21 protein-coding genes and 1 tRNA gene are annotated in these 22,658 nt (G+C 66.7%); 11 read left to right on the top strand and 11 right to left on the bottom strand.

Features of this window, described 5'->3' with window-relative positions:
* Positions 1–23: 23 nt before the first annotated feature.
* Positions 24–2,657: a DUF748 domain-containing protein gene (locus tag IT293_21785; GenBank protein ID MCC6767290.1), complete on the bottom strand. Its 2,634-nt coding sequence runs from the start codon at positions 2,655–2,657 to the stop codon at positions 24–26.
* A gap of 107 nt (positions 2,658–2,764) precedes the next feature.
* Between IT293_21785 and IT293_21780 the strand changes: the two genes are divergently transcribed.
* The 6 genes from IT293_21780 to IT293_21755 all read left to right on the top strand — a co-directional run bounded on the left by IT293_21780 (position 2,765) and on the right by IT293_21755 (position 8,393).
* A complete protein-coding gene (locus IT293_21780) occupies positions 2,765–4,789 on the top strand; it encodes an enoyl-CoA hydratase/isomerase family protein (protein ID MCC6767289.1) in 2,025 nt (674 codons plus the stop codon).
* Positions 4,780–5,799, top strand: coding sequence for a biotin synthase BioB (gene bioB / locus IT293_21775; GenBank protein MCC6767288.1), 1,020 nt, complete (start codon positions 4,780–4,782; stop codon positions 5,797–5,799). The genes IT293_21780 and bioB overlap by 10 nt, the downstream gene beginning before the upstream one ends.
* 121 nt (positions 5,800–5,920) lie before the next feature.
* Complete coding sequence (locus IT293_21770; protein MCC6767287.1) at positions 5,921–6,526, top strand: peptidyl-prolyl cis-trans isomerase; 606 nt, start codon at positions 5,921–5,923, stop codon at positions 6,524–6,526.
* Positions 6,527–6,601: 75 nt separating this feature from the next.
* Positions 6,602–7,477: an MBL fold metallo-hydrolase gene (locus IT293_21765; protein MCC6767286.1), complete on the top strand. Its 876-nt coding sequence runs from the start codon at positions 6,602–6,604 to the stop codon at positions 7,475–7,477.
* A 77-nt stretch (positions 7,478–7,554) separates the two neighbouring features.
* Entirely contained in the window at positions 7,555–7,818 is a 264-nt protein-coding gene (locus IT293_21760) for a hypothetical protein (GenBank protein MCC6767285.1), read from the top strand.
* 62 nt (positions 7,819–7,880) lie between these two features.
* Entirely contained in the window at positions 7,881–8,393 is a 513-nt protein-coding gene (locus IT293_21755) for an isochorismatase family protein (protein MCC6767284.1), read from the top strand.
* A 3-nt stretch (positions 8,394–8,396) separates the two neighbouring features.
* Here the strand turns inward: IT293_21755 and IT293_21750 are convergent, their stop codons facing one another.
* The 3 genes from IT293_21750 to IT293_21740 form a co-directional block, all read right to left on the bottom strand.
* Entirely contained in the window at positions 8,397–9,551 is a 1,155-nt protein-coding gene (locus tag IT293_21750; protein MCC6767283.1) for an acyl-CoA dehydrogenase family protein, read from the bottom strand.
* Between the two features lie 251 nt (positions 9,552–9,802).
* A complete protein-coding gene (locus tag IT293_21745) occupies positions 9,803–9,985 on the bottom strand; it encodes a hypothetical protein (GenBank protein MCC6767282.1) in 183 nt (60 codons plus the stop codon).
* 154 nt (positions 9,986–10,139) lie between these two features.
* Complete coding sequence (locus tag IT293_21740) at positions 10,140–10,637, bottom strand: RNA polymerase sigma factor (GenBank protein ID MCC6767281.1); 498 nt, start codon at positions 10,635–10,637, stop codon at positions 10,140–10,142.
* Positions 10,638–10,930: 293 nt separating this feature from the next.
* Between IT293_21740 and IT293_21735 the strand changes: the two genes are divergently transcribed.
* The 4 genes from IT293_21735 to rpiB all read left to right on the top strand — a co-directional run bounded on the left by IT293_21735 (position 10,931) and on the right by rpiB (position 15,174).
* A complete protein-coding gene (locus tag IT293_21735; protein MCC6767280.1) occupies positions 10,931–11,776 on the top strand; it encodes a DUF692 domain-containing protein in 846 nt (281 codons plus the stop codon).
* Positions 11,760–12,536 carry a putative DNA-binding domain-containing protein gene (locus IT293_21730; protein MCC6767279.1) on the top strand — a complete coding sequence of 259 codons (777 nt, stop codon included), beginning with the start codon at positions 11,760–11,762 and terminating at the stop codon, positions 12,534–12,536. The genes IT293_21735 and IT293_21730 overlap by 17 nt, the downstream gene beginning before the upstream one ends.
* Positions 12,537–12,673: 137 nt before the next feature.
* Positions 12,674–14,698 carry a transketolase gene (tkt, locus tag IT293_21725; protein ID MCC6767278.1) on the top strand — a complete coding sequence of 675 codons (2,025 nt, stop codon included), beginning with the start codon at positions 12,674–12,676 and terminating at the stop codon, positions 14,696–14,698.
* Positions 14,695–15,174, top strand: coding sequence for a ribose 5-phosphate isomerase B (gene rpiB, locus IT293_21720; GenBank protein ID MCC6767277.1), 480 nt, complete (start codon positions 14,695–14,697; stop codon positions 15,172–15,174). Before tkt ends, rpiB begins: the two co-directional genes overlap by 4 nt.
* Positions 15,175–15,180: 6 nt before the next feature.
* Here rpiB and IT293_21715 read toward each other — a convergent pair whose 3' ends face one another.
* The 7 genes from IT293_21715 to IT293_21685 form a co-directional block, all read right to left on the bottom strand.
* Positions 15,181–16,299 carry a flippase-like domain-containing protein gene (locus IT293_21715; GenBank protein MCC6767276.1) on the bottom strand — a complete coding sequence of 373 codons (1,119 nt, stop codon included), beginning with the start codon at positions 16,297–16,299 and terminating at the stop codon, positions 15,181–15,183.
* Positions 16,263–17,255 carry a hypothetical protein gene (locus tag IT293_21710; protein MCC6767275.1) on the bottom strand — a complete coding sequence of 331 codons (993 nt, stop codon included), beginning with the start codon at positions 17,253–17,255 and terminating at the stop codon, positions 16,263–16,265. The genes IT293_21715 and IT293_21710 overlap by 37 nt, the downstream gene beginning before the upstream one ends.
* 74 nt (positions 17,256–17,329) lie before the next feature.
* Positions 17,330–17,656, bottom strand: a complete 327-nt coding sequence (locus tag IT293_21705; protein ID MCC6767274.1) for a hypothetical protein — start codon at positions 17,654–17,656, stop codon at positions 17,330–17,332.
* Between the two features lie 21 nt (positions 17,657–17,677).
* A complete protein-coding gene (locus tag IT293_21700; GenBank protein MCC6767273.1) occupies positions 17,678–18,046 on the bottom strand; it encodes a response regulator in 369 nt (122 codons plus the stop codon).
* Positions 18,047–18,235: 189 nt separating this feature from the next.
* Positions 18,236–19,573, bottom strand: coding sequence for a sigma-54-dependent Fis family transcriptional regulator (locus tag IT293_21695; GenBank protein MCC6767272.1), 1,338 nt, complete (start codon positions 19,571–19,573; stop codon positions 18,236–18,238).
* A complete protein-coding gene (locus IT293_21690) occupies positions 19,570–21,144 on the bottom strand; it encodes a HAMP domain-containing protein (protein MCC6767271.1) in 1,575 nt (524 codons plus the stop codon). Before IT293_21690 ends, IT293_21695 begins: the two co-directional genes overlap by 4 nt.
* A 74-nt stretch (positions 21,145–21,218) precedes the next feature.
* Positions 21,219–22,502 (bottom strand): hypothetical protein, encoded by a 1,284-nt coding sequence (locus IT293_21685; GenBank protein ID MCC6767270.1) that lies wholly within the window; start codon positions 22,500–22,502, stop codon positions 21,219–21,221.
* A gap of 64 nt (positions 22,503–22,566) precedes the next feature.
* Here IT293_21685 and IT293_21680 point away from each other — a divergent pair.
* Positions 22,567–22,641, top strand: a tRNA-Val gene (locus tag IT293_21680).
* Positions 22,642–22,658 lie beyond the last annotated feature (17 nt).

The following is a 22,658-nucleotide window of genomic DNA, read 5'->3' as shown; positions in this document are numbered from 1 at the left end:
GGCCGAGCAAGGCTGCGAGCGGGCTAGTCCGCTCGCAGCTGTATGTCTACGCCGGGCTCGCCCTCGATGTCCGGCTCGGCAGCGGTCCATGGCTCGATCGTGACGCGTCGCGGGTCCAGACCGTGCTCACGCGCGAGGCGGTCGACGACGAGGGCGCCACGCTCGCGTGCGAGCGCGGCCAGTGCGTCGATCGGATGGGAGACACCGGCCGCCGTGACCACATCGAAATCGGCGCGAGTCGGCGCCGGGATGAGAACCGCGCGTAATACCGTCTGGCGGGCGAGCAGGCGTGCCAGTACGGCCAGGCGGGCCTCGCCTTCCGCGCCAAGCGTCGCGCTCCCGGCGGGGAAGGGGACGGGCCTGAGATCGAACCGCTCGCCCTCGTCCTTCCGGAAGAGACCGCGCAGGAATCCCAGAGGCGCCCGCAGCGTTCCGAGCAGCGCAGTGCCGAGAGCCTCGCGCAGCAGGCTGCCGACGCGGTACTCGCTCGACGACAGATCCCCCTCTATCGGCAGCGCGAGATGGATATCTCCGCGGGTGTCCTTCATGAGCGCGAGGGCCACGGACAAGGGCGTTCCGATCCGACCGCCGACCGTATCGGTCCCGGACGCACGCATGGAGAACCGAGACAAGGTCAGGTCGGTGTCCGCGGCGATCCTGCTGCCGGTGATGCGGACGTCCGAGGAAACGCGGGCGAGCCCGGCGTTCACTTCGTAGCCGAGGGCGGGGACGAGATACGGGTTGAGCGGGGCAAGCAGCAGCCGGTCGATCGCGATGTCGAGCGTGGTTCCGGAGGGTTCGATGCGACCCGTGACCGTGACCGGCGAGAGCTCGTCGAGCGCTCCCTTCAGCGTGAATCGGTCGGCAGCCAGTGGCGACAGTGCCATGCCGTCCGCCGAGGCCGAAAGATCGGTCAAGTCGATGCCGTACGCTCGCGGCAGGGTGGTGTCGTAGAACTCGATACGACCACCTTCGATGCCGAGGTGGTCAACACGGAGCCATGGCGGTGCGGCGCTCGTTCCCGGCGACGTCAGTGGGCGGGGCGCCGCCGACGGCGTGTCGAAGGGGAAGATGCCGTCCGACCGGCGGTGCACCATGACGTATGGCCACACTATGTCGGCGCGCTCGAGATGGACGAGAGGAGGATCGAGGGTGCTTTCCGCCATTGTTACGTCGAGCCGTTGCCATGCGAAGATCTCCTCGGGATGGGGACCGATTGGGGCGGTGCTTGCCTCCGTTGCCGTGAAGGTGCCGCGCAGCGTCGCACCGGCGGGAGACAGCGCGACTCCGATGGTGCCGCCGAGGCGCCCCTTCGTGAATCCGACCGGGGCGTTCACGAGCAGGGCGGCCGCCGCGAGATCGAGCCCATCGAATCCGAATGCGAGCGTCGTCGCGTCGCCGTGCGTGCGACCGTCGAGCGTGATCCCGCTACCGGCGAGCGTCCCGGCGAAGCTGAACACCACGTCGTTCTGGGGAAGGCGGATGGATCCGGCCGATACGGGTACGGTGACTTCCGGCGACGCGAAGACGTTGCGCAGGATCGCGACGCCCTTGCCGAGCGCGACGCGGTCGAGCGTCGTCTCCCACGTCGAATCGCTGGCGACGTCGGGCGCGCCCGTCGCGAGCGGCACGTGTAGTCGCTCGGCGTCGCGCAGCACGAGCGCCCGATACGCGTCGAGCTGGACCGCGCCGAGATCGGTCCGTTGCTTGACGAGATCGACGGTGAGGGTCGGTACACGCACGCGCTTGGCCTGCAACATGGGCTCATCGGCCCACGGCTCGGTGAGCGCCAAGTCGTGGAGGGCGAGATCGGCCCGCAGAATGTGGGTTCGGAGGACGCCGCGCTCCGTACGGCGCTCGTAGCTCAGGGTGGCATCCATCGTGCCGGATGTTCGCTGCCATCCGAGTGGGAGGTAGAGCAGCGCGCGGGCCAGCGATGCATCGACGGCCACCAGCTTCATGACCAGGCTCGAGGCGTCGTCTGTGCTTTCGTAGGTCACGTCGAGGGTCAACGGCTCGTTCTCGAGGCGGCTTTCGACGTGGAAGGCGAGCCCGGCGCTTCCGTCGCCCGCGAGGACGAGATCGCGCGCGCTCGCGTCGTCGAGGTGCAGGGAGGTTTCGAGGGCGGGCGTCGTCGTTTCATCGCGGAACTCGATGCTGCCGCTCAGGATGCGGAAGAGCCCGATGCGGAAAGGGGTGGGCGGTCCCGTGTCCGCCGCCGCGGATTCCGGGGGCTCTCCCGCTGCGGAGAGGGTGGGGATCGGCGAAATCCGGGCAACGTTAAGGTCCCCCGTGGCTGTGCGGTGAAGGGCGATCCAGGGACGTCGCAGGACGAGCGCGTCGAGGCGACGCTCGCCCCCGAGCCATCGCCGAAGGCCGACGTCCACCTGGATGGCCTGAGCGGTCGCGATCGGCGGCTCCCCGGCGTTCGGCGCGAGGGCGATGCGGTGCAGGCCGAGGCGACCCGCGAGCGGGTTCCAGGTTATCCACCCAATCCGGACGTCAGCGCCGATCGCTGACGAGAGGCGCGCCGCCACGACGGGTGTGAGCACCGAGGGAGCCACCCACACGAGCCCACCCGCGAGGGTCATGACCGCGAACGCCGTCAGCAGCACACGGCGCATCCGTCGGTGGGGCGGCGTCGGCGGTGCGGCCATCGTCGGCTTATCTCCCAGGATGCCAGGTCGGACGCAATTATTGCTGGTGAACTTGGTGCGCGGAGAAGGGTTGACAAGGCGTCCGGAGGGCGGAAGTAAGGGCGCCCATGAAAACGTTCACGACACGGTATGAAGGCGACCTCGCCGTCGTCTCGTTCGACCAGGGCGGGATGAACACCTTGTCACGCGCGGCGATCGAGGAATTGGACGGGGTCGAGGCGGCGATTCGGGTACATCACGCGGCCGCGCCGCTCGCCGCGGTCGTCCTGACCGGTAACCGGTACGGTCTCGGCGCTGGCGCGAACATCGGGGAACTCATGCAGGGCAGTCCGGCGGATCTCGCGACACTCATCGATCGCGGCGACGCGGTGTTGTGTCGAATCGAGGAGGGTCCCGTCCCCTGGGTCGCGGTCGTGGACGGTGTCGCGCTCGGGGGCATCTATGAGCTCGCGCTCGCGTGTCGCGCCATCGTCGCGACCAAGCGATCGTCGGTCGGCCTTCCCGAGATGGGGCTCAACATCTTTCCCGGTCTCGGGGGTACCCAGCGGCTGCCCCGGCGCGCGGGCCTCGTGAACGCCGCCGATCCGGTCGCAGGCGATGCGGCACTGTCGGTCATCCTGCAGGGGAAGAGCTTGCGCGCGGAGCAGGCGCTGGCGATTCACATGATCGATGCCGTCGTTCCCGAGGGGGAGGATCCTCAGGCGTTCGCAGCGCGCTTCGCGCGCGAACGCCTGGGCTCTCTCGTACGGCCTGCCGTGGATCTTTCAAACGCGGCGCAGATCGCGCCGATGGTCCTGCCCACGATCCTGAAAGCGACGCAAGGACGACAGCACCCGCGCGCCCCGTTCGTCGCGCTCGAGGTGGTGACGCAAGGAGTTCCGAAGCCTCTGCGTGAGGGCATCAAGCTCGAGCGCGACCGCTTCCTCGAGGTCGCGACCAGCGCCGAAGGCAAGGCCGGCATGCGGTTCTTCTTTACCCAGCAGCGCGTGACGAAGCTTCCGGCGGAACTCGCGAAGGTGGCAGCTCGGCCGATCCGTCGCGTCGGGATCGACGGCTTTGACGGCTACATGGGGAACGCGATTGCCTTTCTGGCGCGTCGTGCGGGCTTCGAGGTCGTGGGGCACGTGCCGGTTCCCGAGCTGGCGGCGAACGCTCCCAGGAGGATGCGGCAGAAGTACGAGCCGCTCTTGAAGCGCGGCAGGATCGACGCGGCGGCGGCCGATGCCGAGGTCGCCTCGGTGACCGTCGCGACCGATCTCTCGGCTCTCGCCGACTGTGATCTCGTGATCGAAGCGCGCAAGGAAGATCCGGAAGCCAAGGCAGCTTTCTACCGAGCGCTCGCGAAGGTCGTACGCCCTGACACGATCGTGAGTTCCAACAGTAGCTCAATGGGTCCCGGGTTCCTCGCGGAGTTCTTTCAGGCCGGCGGCGGCAATCCGGTGAGCTTCGTGAACCTGCATTTCTTCAGCCCCGCAGAGCATCCGCAGCGTGCTCTCGTCGAGGTCGTGCGCACACCGTCTACATCGCCGGACGTGCTAGCGGCGCTCCATGGCTTCGTCCGCAAGATCGGCAAGGTGCCGGTGATGCTTCAGGACGGCTCACCCGGCTTCCTCGTGAACGCGGCTCTCGCCGAGTATTTTCGTGAAGCCGAGACATTGTTTCGCGAGGGGACGCCGATCGAACGAATCGACGAGGTCATGCGCGAGCGAGTCTTTCCGCTCGGACCCTTCGAGGTCGCAGACCAAGCCGGTGTCGACGTTGCGGCCGGCATGTTCGATGTGATCGCGCGCACGGCGCCCCCGCCGATGCCGCCGCTCGTCACGGAGCTGCGCGATCGGGGACGGTTCGGCGTCAAGTCGGGGGGCGGCTTCTACGACTACGGTGGCGGAAAGAAGGGCGCGCCGTGGAGCGAGCTTCCTGCGCTTGTGGCGCCGCGCGGCACTCGCGTAGCCGAAGCCGACGAGATCGTCGATCGTTGCGTGCGCTCCATGTACCAGAAATCCCGCGAGTTGCTCGGACGCGGCATTGTGGCTTCCAGGGAGGAGAGCGATCTCGCGTTCGTCTACGCGCTCGGGTTCGCAATGTATCTCGGCGGTCCGTTCTTCTATGCGGAGCAGCGGGGCTGGTCGTGAGCCGCTGGGGCGTGTACGCCGAGCGGGCGCTCGCCGGCGAGGCTCCGACGTGGGAGGAAGCGCTCGCGGTCCTACGCGCGCCCGACGAGGACCTCAGGGAGCTCTTGTGGTCCGCGTTCCGCGTGCGCGAGCATCATTGGGGTCGCCGGGTGAAGCTCTGCATGCTGCGGAACGCGCGCAGCGGTCTCTGTCCGGAGGACTGCCACTACTGCTCGCAGTCGGCGGTCTCGACGGCCACGATCGATACGTACCGGCTGCTCCCGACCGAGGACCTCGTAGCCGGCGCCCGGGCGGCGGCGGAACGCGGCGCCCGGCGCTATTGCATGGTGACCAGCGGGCGGGGTCCAAGCGCGCGTGACATCGGTCAGTTGACCACGGCGACCCGAGCGATTCGCGCCGAACACCCGGATCTCGAGATCTGTGTGTCGCTCGGGCTCCTGGACGAAGACCAAGCGCGCGAGCTCAAAGCAGCCGGCGTCGGCTGGGTCAACCACAATCTCAACACGAGCGCCCGCTTCCACCCCGAGGTCTGCACGACGCACACCTACGAGGACCGTGTGCGTACGGTTCGCGCGGTGAAGCATGCCGGCCTCGCGGTGTGCTGCGGCGGCATCGTCGGCATGGGCGAGCGCGACGAGGACGTAGTGGACCTCGCATTCGCGTTGCGCGAGCTCCGGGTCGATTCGCTGCCGCTCAACTTCCTGCTATCGATCGACGGCACGCCGCTGGCGGACGCCGGTCCGGTCGCCGCGACCCGCGCGCTCCGAGCGCTCGCGCTGATGCGGTTCACCAATCCGGCGAGCGACATCCGTGCCGCCGGAGGTCGCGAGCGCAACCTCGGGAGTTGGCAGGGGCTGGCGCTCTACCCGGCGAACTCCGTTTTCATCGAGGGCTACCTGACGACGCCCGGGCTCGGGGTGCTTCCGACACGTCGGCTGATCGAGGAGATGGGCTTCGCGGTCGAAGGTGAGGTCGAGGTCGTCGAGGACGGCGTGGAGGCCCATGTCTGAGCCGGGCGTCAGCCGCCAACTGCCCGCGTCGTCGAGGAGCCGGTTGTGGAGTCAGCTTGACCCCCAGTAGGTCGCATGGGATACGGGCGCGATCGCCACTTTGCGGATGAGGAGGCTGTCCATGGCACTGACTTCGACGCTTGCGCTCGTTTCGATCCTTTTTCTGTCGGTAGCGACGGTGCAAGCCGCCGATCCGACGGCGAAGCCGTCCCCGGGCAAGAATCCCTCGGTGCTGATGAAAACCTCGGTCGGTGAGATCACGATCGAGCTCGATCAGCTCCAAGCGCCGATCAGCGTCAAGAACTTCCTCGACTATGTGGATGCCAAGTTCTACGATGGCACGATCTTCCACCGTGTGATTCCCGGCTTCATGATCCAAGGCGGCGGCTTCACGCCGAACATGCAGCAGAAGGCGACCAAGGCTCCGATCAAGAACGAGGCCGGCAACGGGCTCAAGAATGCCATCGGGACGATCGCGATGGCGCGGACGGGTATCGTCGACAGCGCCACGTCGCAGTTCTTCATCAACGTGGCGGACAACGCGCAGCTGAACCACCGCGACGAATCGCCCGCCGGGTTCGGATACGCGGTCTTCGGCAAGGTCACTGCCGGTATGGACGTCGTGAAGAAGATCGAGGCTGTGAAGACCACCGCGCGGCCGCCGCACCAAAACGTTCCCGAGACGCCGATCGTGATCGAGTCGGTGACGCGCGTCTCGAATCCGTAGTCGGCTCGCCTCTCGGGCGTGAGGGGTCTCGCGTCGCCGCGGATCGTTCGGAGGCGGTGGCTCCGATGGGCGGCGGTGTCGGCGGTGATTGCCGTGGTGGGGGGGTTCGCGTTCGCGTGCGGCATGGTGCTCCAGCCAACCGCACCGGCCCCGAACCATCCGACACCCCGGAGTTGGAATGCGGACGATCTGACGATCGCATACGTCGGGCATGCCTCGGTGCTCGTGGAGCTGGGCGGGACGCGGATCCTCACCGACCCCGCATTCTTCGATAGGATCGGGGTGAGCGTCGGCCCGCTGACGCTCGGCCCGAAGCGCGTCGTCCGAGCGGCGCTCACGCCCGAGGAGCTTCCGCCAATCGACGCCGTCGTCGTGAGCCATGCCCACCTCGACAGCCTCGATCTGCCGTCGCTGCGCCGGCTCACGAAGGCGCCGCTTTTGGTGGTTCCGGCACGGAGTAGGGACCTCGTGGAGACGCTTGGGTTCCCGCGGGTCGTCGAGCTCGACTGGGGCGAGCGGGTGGGGGCAGGCGGCGTCGAGATCGAGGCGATCGAGGTGGACCACTGGGGCAAGCGTTGGCCGTGGGAGCGCTGGCGCGGCTACAACGGTTACGTTTTCGGATATGGCGCGACGCGGGTGCTCTTCGCGAGCGATACTGCATACACCGACAAGGTCGGAACGGTCGGGCGAGCGCGCGGCGTGACGGTCGCGATTCTGGGGAACGGCGCCTACGATCCATGGATCAGCAATCACGCCGATCCGGAGCAGGTCTGGCGGATGTTCGAGGAGAGCGGGGCGCGGTATCTGATCCCGATCCATTGGGACACGTTCCGGCTCGGGAAAGAGCCACTCGGAGACGCCATGCGCCGACTGCTCACTGCCGCCGGGCCCCAGGGCGATCGGGTGGTCATCCGTGGCATCGGCGAGACCTGGTCGATGCCGATGCCGTGAGCGCAATTGCCGGCCTGCTTCGCTCCGCGTAGAGTGCATGGATCGGTCGGGCTGCACCCACACGCGAGGAGGATCCCATGGCAGACAAGAGCAAAGACTCCCCGGAGATGTCGCCCGAAAAGGCGCTCGGGCTTTTGTCCGAGGTCCGCAATCGGTTGAGCACGGTGGCGTGGGCGCTTCATGGTATGCACCACGAATCCGAGCCTCCGGGCCCCGACGATCTCGCAGCCGTGGAACAGCTCGTGAGCGATACGATCGATGGACCGCTCCATGAGGCGTGCGCGGCGCTGGGTACGCTGCTCGGCCTCGACGGCGATGACGCCAACTTGACCCGTCACTGATCGTGTCGATGTCGTCGGGACGTCATCCGGGTTTGTTGGCGCGTGACGCCGCGACTCTCGTCGTGATCGACGTACAAGAGGGCTATCGGTCCGTCTTGTACGAGTACGAACGCGTCGCGGTCGCGGTGGCGCGTCTCGTGCAGGGTGCGGCCATGCTCGGTGTGCCCACGCTGGTGACCGAGCAGTATCCGAAGGGCGTTGGGTCGACCGTGGCCGAGGTCGCGTGCCACGTTCCGGAGGGCACGCGGGTGATCGAGAAGATGAGTATGAGCTGTTGCGGGGTCGAGGCATTCGTCTCGGCACTCGCGCGGATTGGCCGTCGGCAAGTGCTCATCGCTGGCGTCGAGACGCATGCATGCGTGAGTCAAACCGCCCACGATCTGCTGGCGGCCGGGTATCAGGTGCACGTCGCGCACGACGCGACGTCGGCACGCCGGCGCGAGGACTACGAGATCGGGTGGCAGAAGATGTTGCAGGCGGGCATGGTGCCGGCGACGGTCGAGAGCGGGCTTCTCGAACTCGTTCGCACCGCCGAGGCGCCCGAGTTCAAGGCCGTGCAGCGCTTGATCAGGTAGGCGTCATTCGTAGCACCCGAGGATGCGCGAGATCACGAGTCGCTGCACCTCCGACGTGCCTTCCCCGATCTCGAGCAGGCGCTGGTCACGATAGAATCGTGCGACGGGGTATTCCTCCATGAGGCCATAGCCGCCGAAGATCTGGACGGAGGCATGGGTTACCCGCCGCATCACCTCGGATGCCCAGAGCTTCGCCATCGCGGCTTCCTTGCGGAAGGGGCGACTTTGGTCACGCAGCCAGCAAGCCTTGTAGAGAAGATTGCGCGCCGTTTCGATCTCCATCGCCATGTCCGCGAGCTTGAAGGCGTTGGCCTGGAACTGGCTGATGGGCTTTCCAAACTGCCGTCGCTCACGTGCGTAGGTGATCGCGGCCTCGAACGCGCCCTGCGCGCCCCCGAGCCCCATCGCCGCGATCGACAGACGACCCGAGTCCAAGGTTTCGAGCATCTGGCGAAAACCCTGGCCTCGCGTGCCGAGCAGGTTCTCGCGCGGCACGCTCACGTTGTCGAAGTAGAGCTCGGCCGTGTTGGAGGCTCGCCACACCATCTTCTTGTGCATCGTCCGGGTCGTGAACCCCGGGGTGTCCTGCTCGACGATGATGCAGGTGACTTCCTTGCTGCCGTCGGGCCGCGTGCCTGTTACGCATTGCACCGTGGAGCCGGCCGTCATCGGCGAGCCGGCGTTGGTAATGAATATCTTGCTGCCGTTGATGATCCAGCGGTCACCCTCGAGTCGCGCCGTCGTCTTGCTGCCGCCGGCGTCGGAGCCGGCCGAGGGCTCCGTCAGCCCGAAGCCCCAGAGCGTTCTTCCCGCACACAGGTCGGGGAGGTAGCGGCGCTTCTGCTCTTCGGTCCCGAAGTAGTAGAGGGGTCCGATGCCGAGCGAATTCTCGGCAGCGACCGTCGCTGCTTGCGAACCGTTCACGCGCGCGATCTCCTCGACCGCGATGATGTAGGAAAGATAATCGAGTCCGTGTCCACCGTAGTCGGGAGAAACCGTCATGCCGAAGAGGCCGAGGTCACCCATGGCGCGGGTGAGTTCGGGAGAGAACTCTTCGCGCTCGTCGAGCTCTTGCATGCGCGGCGCGATCTCGCGCTCGGCGAACTCGCGAACGGTTCGCCGCAGCATCTCCTGCTCTGGCGTCAGATCGAAGTTCACGTCGCGGACGATAGGGGAAGGGCCATGGCCCCGCAAGCATTCCGCCTTGAGTTCGGAGGCGGGTGGTCGATCAATTTCGCGACCTGCCGCCGCGAGCACAAGACGCGGAGCAACGCTGCCGCTTGCGGATGGATCGCGGTTCGCAGCCGGAAGCGATCTGCGGGGAGGTCCCCGAGCGCCGAGGAGGCGGCCAAAAAAAAGGAAGCGCATGGCTTCGCGCTTCCCGAATGCGGAGTGGACCGGTCCGGCGACTAGTGCTTGTGTTCGATCTTCTTCCCGTACGTCACGTCGCCCTTGTCGACGCGGAGGGAAAAGCCGCACTCCGGGTTGGTGCAGACCCACGCTTTGAAGACGACGGTGGCACCTTCCTGGCCATAATCGGACAACGGTATCAGCAATCCGTTATTGCACTTCTGGCACTTTGGCAGCTCCATCTCCACGCCTCCTTTACGACTCCAAGCGCCCTACGGGGGGGCACCATATCGTAGCCGTTGTCGCAAGATCAAGGCGCGAAGTGAGCGAGATGCGTGGAAAGTCGCGGGTCTCGGACCGCGCCATGCTCCGCGTCCGAGGCCGGTGCGCATGCGGCTACTTCCGGAACGCCGCGCGTAGAGCGAGGTACGCGCGGTGTGCGCGCAGCTTCAACGCCCCCGGTGTCGTGCCGAGCCGCGCTGCGGCTTCGCGAATCGAGAGGTCCTGGAGCTTCAGCATCTGCAGCGCTTCGCGCTGGCGATTGGGAAGCGTCCGCAACGCCGTCTCGAGCTCGGATCCGACGTCGCGCGACGGAGCATCCGCCGTCGGCTCCGGCGCCGCGTCGGTCGGGAGCTCGTGTCGCCGGCGCCGCTGCCAGCGTCGTCCATAGTCGGCCGCGACGTTGCGGGCGATCGCGAACAGCCACGGCTCGATCGGACGGGGGGATTGGTAGGTGAACCGGGCTCGATGCAGCGCCAGAAAGGTATCTTGAAAGGCGTCGGGGAGATCGTCGGCATTCCGAACCCGCCGGCGAAGGAAGCGGGTCAACTGCGGACCGAGGTCATCGAGGAGGGCGCGATATGCCGTCGCATCGCCGTGTTGGGCGAGCGTCATCCATCGGGCGCGACGCCGGCTGCGAGCGATCCGAGCGTTCGCCTCTCCATGGACGAGGGCGGTCGCTTCCTCGCCTGCGTTCGAGTGGATGGGAGGACCAGGAGCCGCCATCTCGAGCCTCGCTGGGGGATGCGTCTGCGTTCAACTCCGGACAACCAGGCCGGGACGGCGATGTCAATGCAAAACGTACCGGAACGAATCCTTGGTGCGGAACGAGCATCCCGTATGTGACGCGATGAGCTGCGCGAGCCCCGATGGAAATTCGACGGATGGCGCGGCAGAAGGGACGGAGAATGGGCATGGGAGTACCATATCTCGGCCATGGGGTCGGTCTCAGGACCGTGCATTTTCCGGAGGTCTTCGCGGGCACGGCGAAGGTCGACTGGTTCGAGGCGATCTCGGAGAACTTCATGATTCAGGGGGGGCGCCCCCTGCGCGCGTTGGAGCGGGCACGAGAGATCGCCCCGGTCGTGCTGCACGGCGTCTCGCTGTCGATCGGGTCGGTCGATCCGTTGTCTGTCCGGTATCTGGACGATCTGGCGCGGCTCTCAGCCCGGATCGAGCCGGCGTGGATCTCGGACCACCTGTGTTGGGGAAGCGTGGGCGGACACTATGCACACGATCTCCTCCCTCTTCCGTACACCGAGGAAGCCCTGGCCCACGTCGTGGAGCGCATCGATCGCGTCCAGGCGATGCTCCGGCGCAGAATCCTGATCGAGAACGTGTCGAGCTATCTCACCTACGTCGACTCGGTGATGCCGGAATGGGAATTCCTCGGCGAGGTGGCGCGGCGCAGCGACTGCGGCATTCTATTGGATGTCAACAACGTGTACGTGAGCGCGATCAACCACGGTTTCGATCCGCTCCAGTACCTGGAGGCCGTGCCGGCGGACAGGGTGGGCCAGATCCACCTTGCGGGTCACCGCGACCAGGGGACGCATCTGCTCGACACGCACGACGCTCCGGTATGTGCGGACGTGTGGTCGCTCTACCGTGCGACGATCGGACGGCTTGGCCGCGTGTCCACGTTGATCGAGTGGGACGAGGACGTGCCGCCGTGGAACGAACTGGTCGCCGAGGCCGAGCGCGCGCGTACCGTCGAGTGTGAAGCGCTGGGATCCGATGCCGCCACTGCGTGATCTGCAGCAGAGGATGTTCCGATGCGTCACTCGGGCGCACACGGAGGAGACACCGGAGCTTGGGGATCTTGTGCGCGCCCATGGTGCGTTGGACGCGCCGGCGCGTATCGCCATCTACGCCCGCATGTACTGCGCGCGGTTGAGCGAAGCCCTTGCCGAGGACTATCCCCGTGTTGCGGCGGTGCTCGGGCCGGAGGCATTCGCGGCGGCCGCGCATCGGTATGTCGCGGCCCATCCGTCGACGCATCCTTCCCTGCGATGGTTCGGATCGGGATTTGGCGCCTTTCTCGAGGCGTACCCGGTCGAAGGCCAGCCGCCGTACCTCGCGGATCTGGCGCGGCTCGAATGGGCGCGACTTGCCGTGTTCGATGCTCCGGACGCCGAACTGCTCGAACTCGCGGCGCTGGGGTCCGTGCCGGCTGATGGCTGGCCGACGACGCGATTCGCTCCGATCCCGGCGCTCGAGGTGCTCCACGCGGCATGGCCAGTGCACCGGATCTGGGAGGAAGCGCCAGGCGCCGAGTGGGCATCAGGGGAGTTCTCGCTACGTGTTTGGCGGCAGGGCGATCGGGTGTTCCAGGCTCCGATGGACGGGATCGAGTGGTGCGCGCTGGATCACGTGCGCGCGGGCGATGACTTCGGGGCGATGTGTGTCGGCCTCGCCGCGATCGTCGATGCCGATCAGGTCGCGGCCACGGCGGGCGGCATCGTGCTTCGGTGGATCGAGGACGGCTTGCTGCGAGGGCTCCCCGCCGAGTGAATGAATGTCGGTGCGTTGCCGCCGCGGCGGTCGAGTGTGCGCGGACGCGTCAACGCCGTCCGCGTCGAGCGATTGAGCTGGCGGATTGCGCGCGCTATGGCTGCAGCCCAGCAGCGTTGCCTTGCAGGGGGGTCGCCGTGAAGGACGAGGACATCGCGCAGCTCGCCGTCAACACCATTCGAACGCTCGCCATCGACGGCGTGCAGAAAGCGAACTCGGGGCATCCGGGGCTGCCGATGGGCGCCGCTCCAATGGCTTACGCGTTGTGGCAACGACACCTGCGACACAACCCGCGTAACCCGCGGTGGGCCGATCGCGATCGGTTCGTTCTCTCCGCCGGGCACGGGAGCATGTTGCTCTACTGCTTGCTGCATCTCACCGGATACGATCTGTCGATGGAGGATCTGCAGGCGTTTCGCCAGTGGGAGAGCAAGACCCCTGGTCACCCGGAGGCGTTGCTGACGCCCGGCGTGGAGGCGACGACCGGTCCGTTGGGGCAGGGGACGGCCAATGCCGTCGGGATGGCGATGGCGGAGCGCGCGTTGGCGCATCGCTTCAACCGCCCGGGGCACACGATCGTCGATCATCGCACGTACGTCATCGTGTCGGACGGCGACCTGATGGAGGGCGTGTCCGCGGAGGCCGCGTCGCTTGCGGGTCATCTGAAGCTCGGCAAGCTCGTGTACCTCTATGACTGCAACCACATTTCACTCGACGGTCCGACGTCGCTCGCGTTCTCGACGGAGGACGTCGCCGCGCGCTACGCGGCGTACGGCTGGCAGGTGTTGAAGGTGGCGAACGGCGACACCGATGTCGGCGCGATCGATCGTGCGATCGCGGAAGCCAAGGCCGATACGACGCGACCGTCAATCATCGTCGTCCAGACGACGATCGGCTATGGTTCGCCGAAGAAACAGGGAACCTCCGAAGCTCATGGCAGCCCCCTTGGTGCGCAGGAGGTGGCAGCCGCGAAACGCGTCCTCGGGTTCGACCCGGAGAAGTTCTTCTACGTTCCGTCGGAAGCCGGAACGCATCTCCGTTCGGCGATCGAGCGCGGCGCTACGCAGGAGGGCGAGTGGAACGAGCGATTCGCACGCTACGCGAGCGTGCATTCCGACCTCGCTGCCGAATGGCGGCGAAGACAGGCCGGCGAGCTTCCCAGCGGATGGGAGGCCGGACTCCCGGTCTTCGGAGCAAACGACGCGCAGGCGACCCGCCAGGCATCGGGGAAAGCACTGAACGCCATCGCGGCTCGCATGCCCGAGCTGATCGGGGGTGACGCCGATCTCTCGGTGTCGACGAGCACCGCCCTCAAGGACGAGGGCTCGTTCGACGGGACGACGGGGGCAGGCCGCAACATCCACTACGGGGTGCGTGAGCACGCGATGGGGGCGATCGCGAACGGCATGGCGTACCACCGAGGTGTGCGCAACTTCGTGGCGACGTTCTTCTGTTTCTCCGACTACATGCGGCCGGCGGTACGTCTTGCGGCTCTGAACGAGCTCCCCGTAGTGTTCGTGTGGACGCACGATTCGATCGCGCTCGGCGAAGATGGACCCACGCACCAGCCCGTCGAGCACCTCATGTCCTTGCGGGCGATGCCTGGATTGGCGGTGTTCCGTCCCGCCGATCCGAACGAGACCGTCGAGGCGTGGCGGTTCGCCATTGCGGCCAGGCACCGTCCCGTGGCACTCGTGTTGAGTCGACAGAAGCTGCCGGTCATCGATGCGAACCTGGCGCGCCAAGCCAGACGAGGAGCCTATGTCGTCGCCGATCCGGCGGGAGGCGCGGCGCCGGTCGCGATCCTGATCGGAACGGGCGCGGAGGTGCACGTGGCTCTGGCGGCGCAGCAGCTGCTCGCTGGGGAGGGTATCCCGACGCGGGTCGTCTCTATGCCCTGTTGGGAAGCCTTCGCCGAGGAGGATGCTGCGTATCGGGCCTCCGTGCTGCCGCCGACCGTGCGTGTACGGGTATCGGTGGAAGCGGGCGTCACGCTTGGGTGGGAGCGGTGGATCGGTGATGCGGGCGCGGCGATCGGGCTTGATCGCTACGGGGCGTCGGCGCCAGGGGAAGTGAATCTGGCGAAGCTGGGATTCTCCGCCGAGAACGTCGCCGCGCGTGTTCGGACGTCCATGAGGGGCCGGGAAGGCGCCGACGCATGATCGTCGCCATCGGGTGCGATCACGCGGGGTTTCCCCTGAAGGCGCGCGTGGTTCTCGAATTGGAGAACGCCGGACATCAGATCGTCGATTGCGGGGGGTACGATACGACGCCTTCCGATTATCCGGATTTCGCGCGTGCCGTCGCGACTACGGTGATCGAGGGTCGAGCGGACCGCGGCATCCTGGTTTGTGGCAGCGGTGTCGGAGCCTCGGTCGCCGCGAACAAGGTCAGCGGTGCACGGGCGGCGCTCTGCCACGACACCTTTTCGGCGCGCCAGGGCGTCGAGGACGACGACCTGAATGTCCTCTGCCTCGGCGCTCGGGTGATCGGGGTCGAGGCGGCCGCGGAGTGCATCCGGGCGTTCCTGACGGCACGGTTCTCCAATGCCGCGCGGCACGCGCGGCGGCTCGCGAAGGTCCTTGCGATCGAAGCCGACGCCCGCGACGGCAAGTTCGATCGCATGGGCCCACGCTGAGTCGAGTCAGGCGCGCAAGACGCGCGGGGCCATCAGCACGCTGATCAGGATCGGCAGCCCGTAATAGGCGGCGCGATAGATCAGAATCGCTACGACCGCCTGCTCGAACTGTACGCCGAGCGTGACGAACACGGCGGCCATCGAGCCTTCCATGATTCCGAGACCACCGGGGATCAGTGACGCGATGGAGAAGAACATGCCAATCGCGAAACCGGCGATCACGTGGCTCATGGCGATCGGCGACCCGATCGCGACGAACGAGGTGTAGAGCACGAGCAGCGTGAAGACCCAGTCCAGAACTATATAGGCGGTCGGCGCCAGCATGTCGCGAGGCCTTCGCAACAAGAAATCGAGGCCAAGATTCAGATTGTGCTGGAAGCGTATGAGCTTGGCGCGACGGGGTCGTCGATGTGGCGCGAAGCGACGAAGCAGGTGATCGAGCATTCGCGTTCCGGAGAAGAGCAGCGCCCGTCGCCAACGCCGACGCAGAAGCGCGGCGCACGTCACGATGACGACGATTCCAAACGCGAACAGCAACACGCTCGCGGCAATCAAATCGCGCCCTACCAGGTCGTGGGAGAAGAGCAAGAGCGCGAAGCCCCACATGACGAAGACGAGCAGGACGAGGTTGGTGAGTAGGGTCTGCACCAGGGAGATGAGTACCGCGCTGCCGGCGGGGATGCCCCGCCGCGCGAAGAGGTACATGCGGAGGGCGAATCCGGACAGGCCTCCGGTCGCGAGCAGGTAGTTCGCGGTATTGGCGACGAGGGTGATGTTGCACATCTCCCAAAACGGTAGCCGATAGCCGGCAGCACGTGCGATCCCTTGGTAAGACCATGCCATCGTGACGTAGCTGGCGAGCGTCGCAAGGGCCGGTAGCGCGAGCAGCGTCGGCGCGATGCTGCTCGCGGTGCGGAGCAGCTGATCGAAGTCGGCACGCGTGACGAGCAACACGAGGGCGAGTCCGCCCGCGACGGCAAGCCAGGCGACCCACCGGCGCTGCGACGCATCGCCTTCCTCGGGTGGGGATGGAACGTCGGGAGCGACCGATGATCGGCCCTCGGTCGTCGACGAGGCGGGAACGACGGTCAGCTTGCGCGCTGGGATGTGCGTGCGCGGATCCACGACGATCGTTGGGCCAACCACGCTGCGAGGCCGGCGGTTGGCACCCCTCCAAGGCCTCCGATGATGGTCGAGCCGAACACCTGCCGCAATCCGAGGTGGCCCGCGGCCGAGTTGCAGAACACCAGCATCGCTCCCGTTGCGGTAGCGGTCACGAGGGTGGCGGCCGGTGTGCGTTGCGGATGCGACCAGAGATCGAAGGCCAAGGCGCCGATCGCGAGGGAGATTCCGCCCAGCAGGAGCCAGACACCGCGCGGAACCCGGTGTCGGTAGAATGCTCCGGACAGCGTGGCGTTGGGGACACCGGAGAGGGTGACATCGTCGATACGCAGCGAGCCCCCCGCGGGATCGTCGATCGGGTGGCTCGCGGAGAGATGCTCGAGGTGCACCGGAGCGGTCCCGCGTCGACCTAGTCGCCGCGTTTGCCAACGGTCACCGAGCTCGCCGGCCAGTCGCTGCGAGGTGCCTGCGCCATCGGTGAGGGTGAGGGCATAGTAGAGCTGACGGTTCTGACGATCCAACGCCGGCGGGAGGTGGGCGTCGAGCACGAGGTCGAAACGTCCGCTCCCGAGCGTGAGGCCCTCTCCGGTGTGCTCGGACTCGAGGGAAGCCGTCGCGACGGGCGCTCCGGGGAAGAGCCGGAGCGCGAACGGCGTTGTGAAGATCGTGATCCAGGCGATGGTCGCGGCAATCAGGAGAGCCGACGAGGTCCGGGCCGCGTGCGATTCGCCGAGGAGGGGGCCGAGGACCGTCGACGCCCCGAGAACGAGCAAGCCGAGAACCGCGAGGAGCGCGGTCGGCGGATCCGCCATCAGTCCGAGCGCATCCAGCAGCATCGCGAGCGCGAGCATCGCTGCGCCGATGGTCGGAAGAAGCCATGTAGCGAGCGCCTCCTCCAACAGGAACAGATGTATGCTGCGTTGGGGTCGCGTCCGAGCGCCGCGCTTGGCTTCAAGCATGCCGGATTCTACGCGGAAAGGGTCCGCGGCGGCAAATTCTGCGCGACCCCAACGGGTGGACCTGGATCAGACGATCAACCGGCGGCGCGCCGCAGACGGTACCCCGGAGCGACGGGAACGGCCACGAGCGGACGTCGCGGGGCTTGCTCGCGTCGCCAGCGCTCGAGCCCTTCGCGGATGTGATCGGGATCGAGATCGAGTGCATGGCAGATGTTCTCGAACGAGAAGATCCAGGGGTCGTCGCCAGCGTCGAACCATTCGCACGTCTCCCCGAAGAGGCGCCGACCGCGCCGGTTCGTTGCGAAGGCATAGCGTTGGTAGCTTCGAACGGCTTCTTCGAGAATCGCGAGCACGAGCCGACGCTCGCGTTCGAGGGGGATCGTTGCGGGTTCATTCGTCATCATCATCACCATCATGTCTCCTTACGAGGCGAAGCGCGGCGCGGTGACCGCGCGCTCCAGCACTTCACCCAACCCCGCAGCGTCGAACGGTTTCGACAAGAGCCATGCGCCGCGTTCGTGGGCTTGCGCCGTCAGCTGATCGTCGGCGAACGCCGAGATCAGGACGACCGGCAAATTGGGCAGATCGCGACGAAGTTCAGACGCGAGCTCCGTGCCAAGGATCAGGGGCATCCGGACGTCGCAGATGACGAGGTCGAAGGTGCGGCCGAGGCAGCGCTCGAACCCCACCAGGCCATCCGTTACCCACTCGGCCACGTGGCCGAGGTGCGTCAGAACCTCCGCCAGGTACCGGCTGAAGGTGGCGTCGTCGTCGATCACCAGGATGCGCATCGTCGAAAAGGTTCTCAGCAACCGCGATGCCACGAAAGTTCGGTTGCCATTTCAGGCGGTTGGCGCACGCTTGTCGGTCGCGCCCGGGTTCGAAGGACGCAGGAGGCGCCGAACCAGAGACGTTAGCGCAATCAAATCAAGGACTTGCGATGGTGCGACCGAATGACGCGCCGAACGAGGCAGAAAGCCTCAGTTCGTCCGTAGTCCGTAGCGTCGGAGCATGCGCTGGAGCGACCGTCGTTCCACCCCGAGGATCGTCGCGGCTCGCGAGACGTTTCCGCCGGTCTCTTGGAGGACGTGCGCCAGGTAGCGACGTTTGACCTCCTCGAGGGTCGGTGCGCCGCGGAACAGGGTCGTGTCGATACCGCTCTGAAGCTCCGGAGCGAGATCCTCGATCGTGAGTACCTGGCCGCTCGCCAAGGCGACCGCCCGCTCGATGCAGTGCTCGAGTTCTCGGATGTTGCCGGGCCACGGGTGCTCCGTCAGGAGGTTCATGGCGTCAGGCGTGATGTGGGTCACCGGCTTGTTGCTCCGCGCGGCATGACGCCGGACGAAGTACTCGGCGAGGAGAGGAATGTCCTCGCGTCGATCGCGCAGCGGCGGGAGCATGATGGTAACGACCTTCAGGCGGTAAAAGAGATCCTCGCGGAACGTCCCCTCGGCAACGAGCTGCGCGAGGTTGCGATTGGTCGCGGCAACGACTCGAACGTCGATCCGGATCCACTCCTGCCCCCCGACCCGCTTGATCTCGTACTCCTGCAGGATCCGTAGGAGCTTCGCCTGCATCGAGGCGCCGATGTCGCCGATCTCGTCCAGAAAGATCGTTCCACCGTTCGCTTCTTCGAAAAGGCCTTTCTTGTCGCCGACCGCTCCGGTGAAGGCGCCGCGTACGTAGCCGAAGAGCTCGGACTCGAGGAGGGAATCCGTGAGCGACCCGCAATCGACGGCGACGAATCGCCGGTTCGCGCGGTCGCTGTGGCGATGCAGCGCAGCGGCGATCAGCTCCTTGCCCGTGCCGCTCTCGCCCAGGATCAAGACGGTGCTCGGCGACGTCGCCACGCGCGCGACCGTCCGATAGACCTCCACCATCGCCGGGCTGCGCCCCACGACCACGCTCGTGTCGACGATGGGCGTGTCGCCGTCGGGGGACGCTCCCGACAAGTCGCGTGACGTCAGGGCCCGTCGCACGGTCGTCTTGATCTCGTCGAGGTTCATCGGTTTGCTGACGTAGTCGAAAGCACCGTGTCGGATCGCCTCGACGGCGGTCTCCACCGAGCCGAACGCGGTCATTACGATCACCTGCAGCTCGGGCTGACGGGTCTTGAGCGCCTGCGTGACCGCGATGCCGTCCATTTCGGGCATCCGGACGTCGGTGATGGCGAGGTCGAACGTTTCCTCGGTCGCGCGCGCGAGCGCGGCGCTGCCGCTTTCGCAGGCCTCGACCGAATAGCCTTCGTCGTGAAGAACTTCCGTCAGGAGTTCCCGGGTGACGGCGTCGTCGTCGATGACCAGCAGCCGCGCGTTCACGTGGCGACTCCGCCCGCGATCGTGATGTCGACGGTCGTGCCGCGACCGAGCTCACTGTCGACGTGAATCGTTCCGCCGTGGGCTCGCGCGATATCCTGCGTGATCGTGAGCCCGAGCCCCGTGCCGCGCCCGATCTCCTTGGTGGTGAAGAACGGCTGAAAGACGAGCTGGAGGTCCTGCGGCGCGATGCCCTTGCCATCGTCCGTAATGCGGAGGCGTACTCCAGGCGGACCGCCGTTCGACGCGAATGGTTCGGCGTGGACATGAATGTGTCCGCCCGGGTCGAGCGCGTCCACGGCGTTGGTGAGGACATTCAAGAGGATCTGCTGTAGACCGCGCGGATCGGCCGCGATCGTTGCTGGCGCTGCGTCGAACTTGCGCTCGACGGCGATATCTTTGGCGCTGAGGGCCGGCGCCAGGAGTGCCAGCGTCTCGTCGATGAGAGGGGCGACGGCGACGGGCCGACGCTCGACCGACGGCGTGCGTGTTTGGTCAAGGGCGTTCCGGATCGCCTGACTCATGACGCGGACCTGCGACTCGATGATGGAGAGCTTCTCTCGTCCGTCCTCGCTCGTGACCTCTTTCGCGAGCAGCTGGGTGTAGCCCAGCACTGAATTGAGCGGCGTCCCGAGCTCGTGCGCAATGGCGGCGGTCACCTGCCCGAGCGCGGCGAGACGCTCCGCGCGTCCGAGCTGCTTCTGGACGTGCCAGAGCTGCTCGTTGCTGCGTTGTAGCTCGAGATTCTTTGCGGCGATATCGGCCGTCGCGGTGGCGACACGGCTTTCGAGCTCGTCGTTGAAGCGACTCAGGCGGCCCACGAGCTCCCGCTTCTCGTGATCGGCGCGCGCCATCGTCTCGAGCATGCTGTTGAAGTGATCGCCCAGCTGCTGGAGCTCGTCGCTCCCGCGCAACTGGACCCGCGTGTCGAGGCGGCCAGCGCGCGCGGCGTTCATGGCGTCGACCAAGAGCCCGACGGGTCGCGCGATGGTTCGCGTGAGGATGAGGCCGAGGACGCCTGCGATGGCGAGGACCGAAAAGAGAGCGAGGAGGAGCGCGCGTTGCGCCTGTACGTTGGCGAGCCGCTCGACCTCCGCGAGAGACGCTTTCACCCGGATTGCACCGATGACCCGCTGGCCGAGATGGAAGGGCGCTACGGCGAGCCCGAGGTGCGAACTGCCCGGGAGGAGCTGCCAGATGGGTTGGTCGAGTTCCATGGCGAGCCGGTCGAGCGCAATGGGCTCGGTCGGTGTCGCGCGACCGGAGCTGCCGAGCAGACGCCACTGATCGCGGACGGGCAGGAGGATCTCGATGTCGGCGACGTTGCGATGCGTGCGCGCGAGCTCGGCCAGGCGATGATGGAAATTGCGGAGGTCGGTGCGGCCCCAAAGCGAACCGAGGAGGATGTCGATCTCCTTCGCCAGGGTGAGCGCGCGCTCCTGCAGGTTGCGCTCCGCGAGACGCGTCGACAGTCGGATCTCCAAGGCCGTCGCTGCGACCAGGACGCACACGACCGAGAGCACCAGGAGGACGATCAGACGCAGCCGGAGCGAACGCCAGGGGGCAATGCGCATCGAGCGGTATGATACCAGCCCGTCGACCCGCCCGATATGCAGGCGGCTCGCCAAGGGCGGCTCGCCGCGGGACGTCATGGGGCGGACGCCTCGGGCAGGAGCGGACGTTCCCCTCGGTACACGTGGCGGCGGAAGAAGCTCGCAAAGCTCCTACCGGCGACCCGCCGCACGGTGCCAAGAAACCGGCCTGTGGACACGGTGCCGCCGTCGGCGGCGAGCGCCGTCACGACGTCGTCGAGGCCATGGACGTCCTTGGTCGCGGTGCGGATGCGGCGGTCGAGAGCCCACATTACGAGAGGTGCGCTGTTGTTGCGAAGGGCGGGAGACGCGTTGCGGGTGAAGTCGTGCCCCCAGACGCCGTGATCGGCGAAGAGATCGAGCGCGCGACGATACGTCTTCTCCGGGAGCGAACCGTCACGCCGCGCCAGCTCGATCGAGTAGTACTCGGCAAGACCTTCGGTGACCCAATGGGCGTCCGGTGCCGGTCGAAAGGGCGCAGCGACGTGAAAGAGCTCGTGCAAGTATGGGCTCGTGTGGTCGCGGGAGCGCAACGGCCGGTCGCCGTGCATGTAGAACGACTCCTCGCCGCTCAAGCCGCCGCGCCACATCGGATCCGGGCCGAGCACGACCAGGAGGCGGGGCAGGGGGCGCTGAAAGATGGCGAGCATGGGGGGCAGCGCTTTGCTCAGGAGCTGCATCGTGCGATCGACCTTGTGCGTCACGCCGGGAGCGCGAGCGATCGTCAGTGCCGTATTGTCGATGGTGGTATCGACGCGATTCGTGCGGCCCAGTAGGAGCCAGCCACGTGGATGGTCGAAGCGCCGATGCGGCGTCTCGACCAGGTACGAGTCGGGAGCATCGCTGGGAAAGACGGTGACCGACTCCCAGCCGCGCGGAAGTCTGAACACGAGTCGCGCTCGCGATTCAGGGGACGGCTCGACCTCGTGTCGGAACAAGGCCCCGCTCCTGGGGAAGAAGGCGGTCGTGCGGGACAGGATCCAGCCGTCACCGGCGTAGCTGTCGTATCCTTTATCCGGGGCCCGACGATGGTCGACGTGGGCGACGTACTCGAGCTCGGCGTACGGTCCGGAGGGAAACCAGCGGATCTCGCCGCGCTGCTCCTTGAGGACCCCGCTGCCGGTGAATGCCTCGAAACGTTCGGGGTCGAATCGCAAGCGGATCCGCTCGATCTCGTCGATGCCGGCGAGTGCCCACCGCACCCGAGCGCGAGCGGGCTTCGCGCCGTCGACCTCGATGGTGTAGGTGACACTAAAGGTTTCCCGCGCGGGAGGATTGGCGCCACCGACGACGGCCGGCATCAGGAAGGAGACCGATGCGAACACCGGAAGCAGGCGCAACGCGTTCCGAAGCTTGACACTCAAAGTGTCGATTGATAGCCAAAACAATCTGTTATCGAATCTCAGGCACGTAGCTCAGTGGGAGAGCGCTTCCTTGACACGGAAGAGGCCGGCGGTTCAATCCCGCCCGTGCCTACCAAGACATCTTCGCCCGCG

The sequence above is a fragment of the Deltaproteobacteria bacterium genome, from assembly GCA_020848745.1.
In the GTDB taxonomy this organism is placed as follows: Bacteria; Desulfobacterota; Binatia; order UTPRO1; family UTPRO1; genus UTPRO1.
Note: the sequence above shows the minus strand (reverse complement) of the source record. Positions and strands in the feature narration are given on the sequence as shown.

Coding starts and splice junctions, on each gene's coding strand:
- IT293_21785 (MCC6767290.1), bottom strand. CDS start 2,657: ATGGCCGCACCGCCGACGCCGCCCCACCGACGGATGCGCCGTGTGCTG.
- IT293_21780 (MCC6767289.1), top strand. CDS start 2,765: ATGAAAACGTTCACGACACGGTATGAAGGCGACCTCGCCGTCGTCTCG.
- IT293_21770 (MCC6767287.1), top strand. CDS start 5,921: ATGGCACTGACTTCGACGCTTGCGCTCGTTTCGATCCTTTTTCTGTCG.
- IT293_21760 (MCC6767285.1), top strand. CDS start 7,555: ATGGCAGACAAGAGCAAAGACTCCCCGGAGATGTCGCCCGAAAAGGCG.
- IT293_21745 (MCC6767282.1), bottom strand. CDS start 9,985: ATGGAGCTGCCAAAGTGCCAGAAGTGCAATAACGGATTGCTGATACCG.
- IT293_21740 (MCC6767281.1), bottom strand. CDS start 10,637: ATGACGCTCGCCCAACACGGCGATGCGACGGCATATCGCGCCCTCCTC.
- IT293_21735 (MCC6767280.1), top strand. CDS start 10,931: ATGGGCATGGGAGTACCATATCTCGGCCATGGGGTCGGTCTCAGGACC.
- IT293_21730 (MCC6767279.1), top strand. CDS start 11,760: ATGCCGCCACTGCGTGATCTGCAGCAGAGGATGTTCCGATGCGTCACT.
- rpiB (MCC6767277.1), top strand. CDS start 14,695: ATGATCGTCGCCATCGGGTGCGATCACGCGGGGTTTCCCCTGAAGGCG.
- IT293_21710 (MCC6767275.1), bottom strand. CDS start 17,255: ATGCTTGAAGCCAAGCGCGGCGCTCGGACGCGACCCCAACGCAGCATA.
- IT293_21705 (MCC6767274.1), bottom strand. CDS start 17,656: ATGACGAATGAACCCGCAACGATCCCCCTCGAACGCGAGCGTCGGCTC.
- IT293_21700 (MCC6767273.1), bottom strand. CDS start 18,046: ATGCGCATCCTGGTGATCGACGACGACGCCACCTTCAGCCGGTACCTG.
- IT293_21690 (MCC6767271.1), bottom strand. CDS start 21,144: ATGCGCATTGCCCCCTGGCGTTCGCTCCGGCTGCGTCTGATCGTCCTC.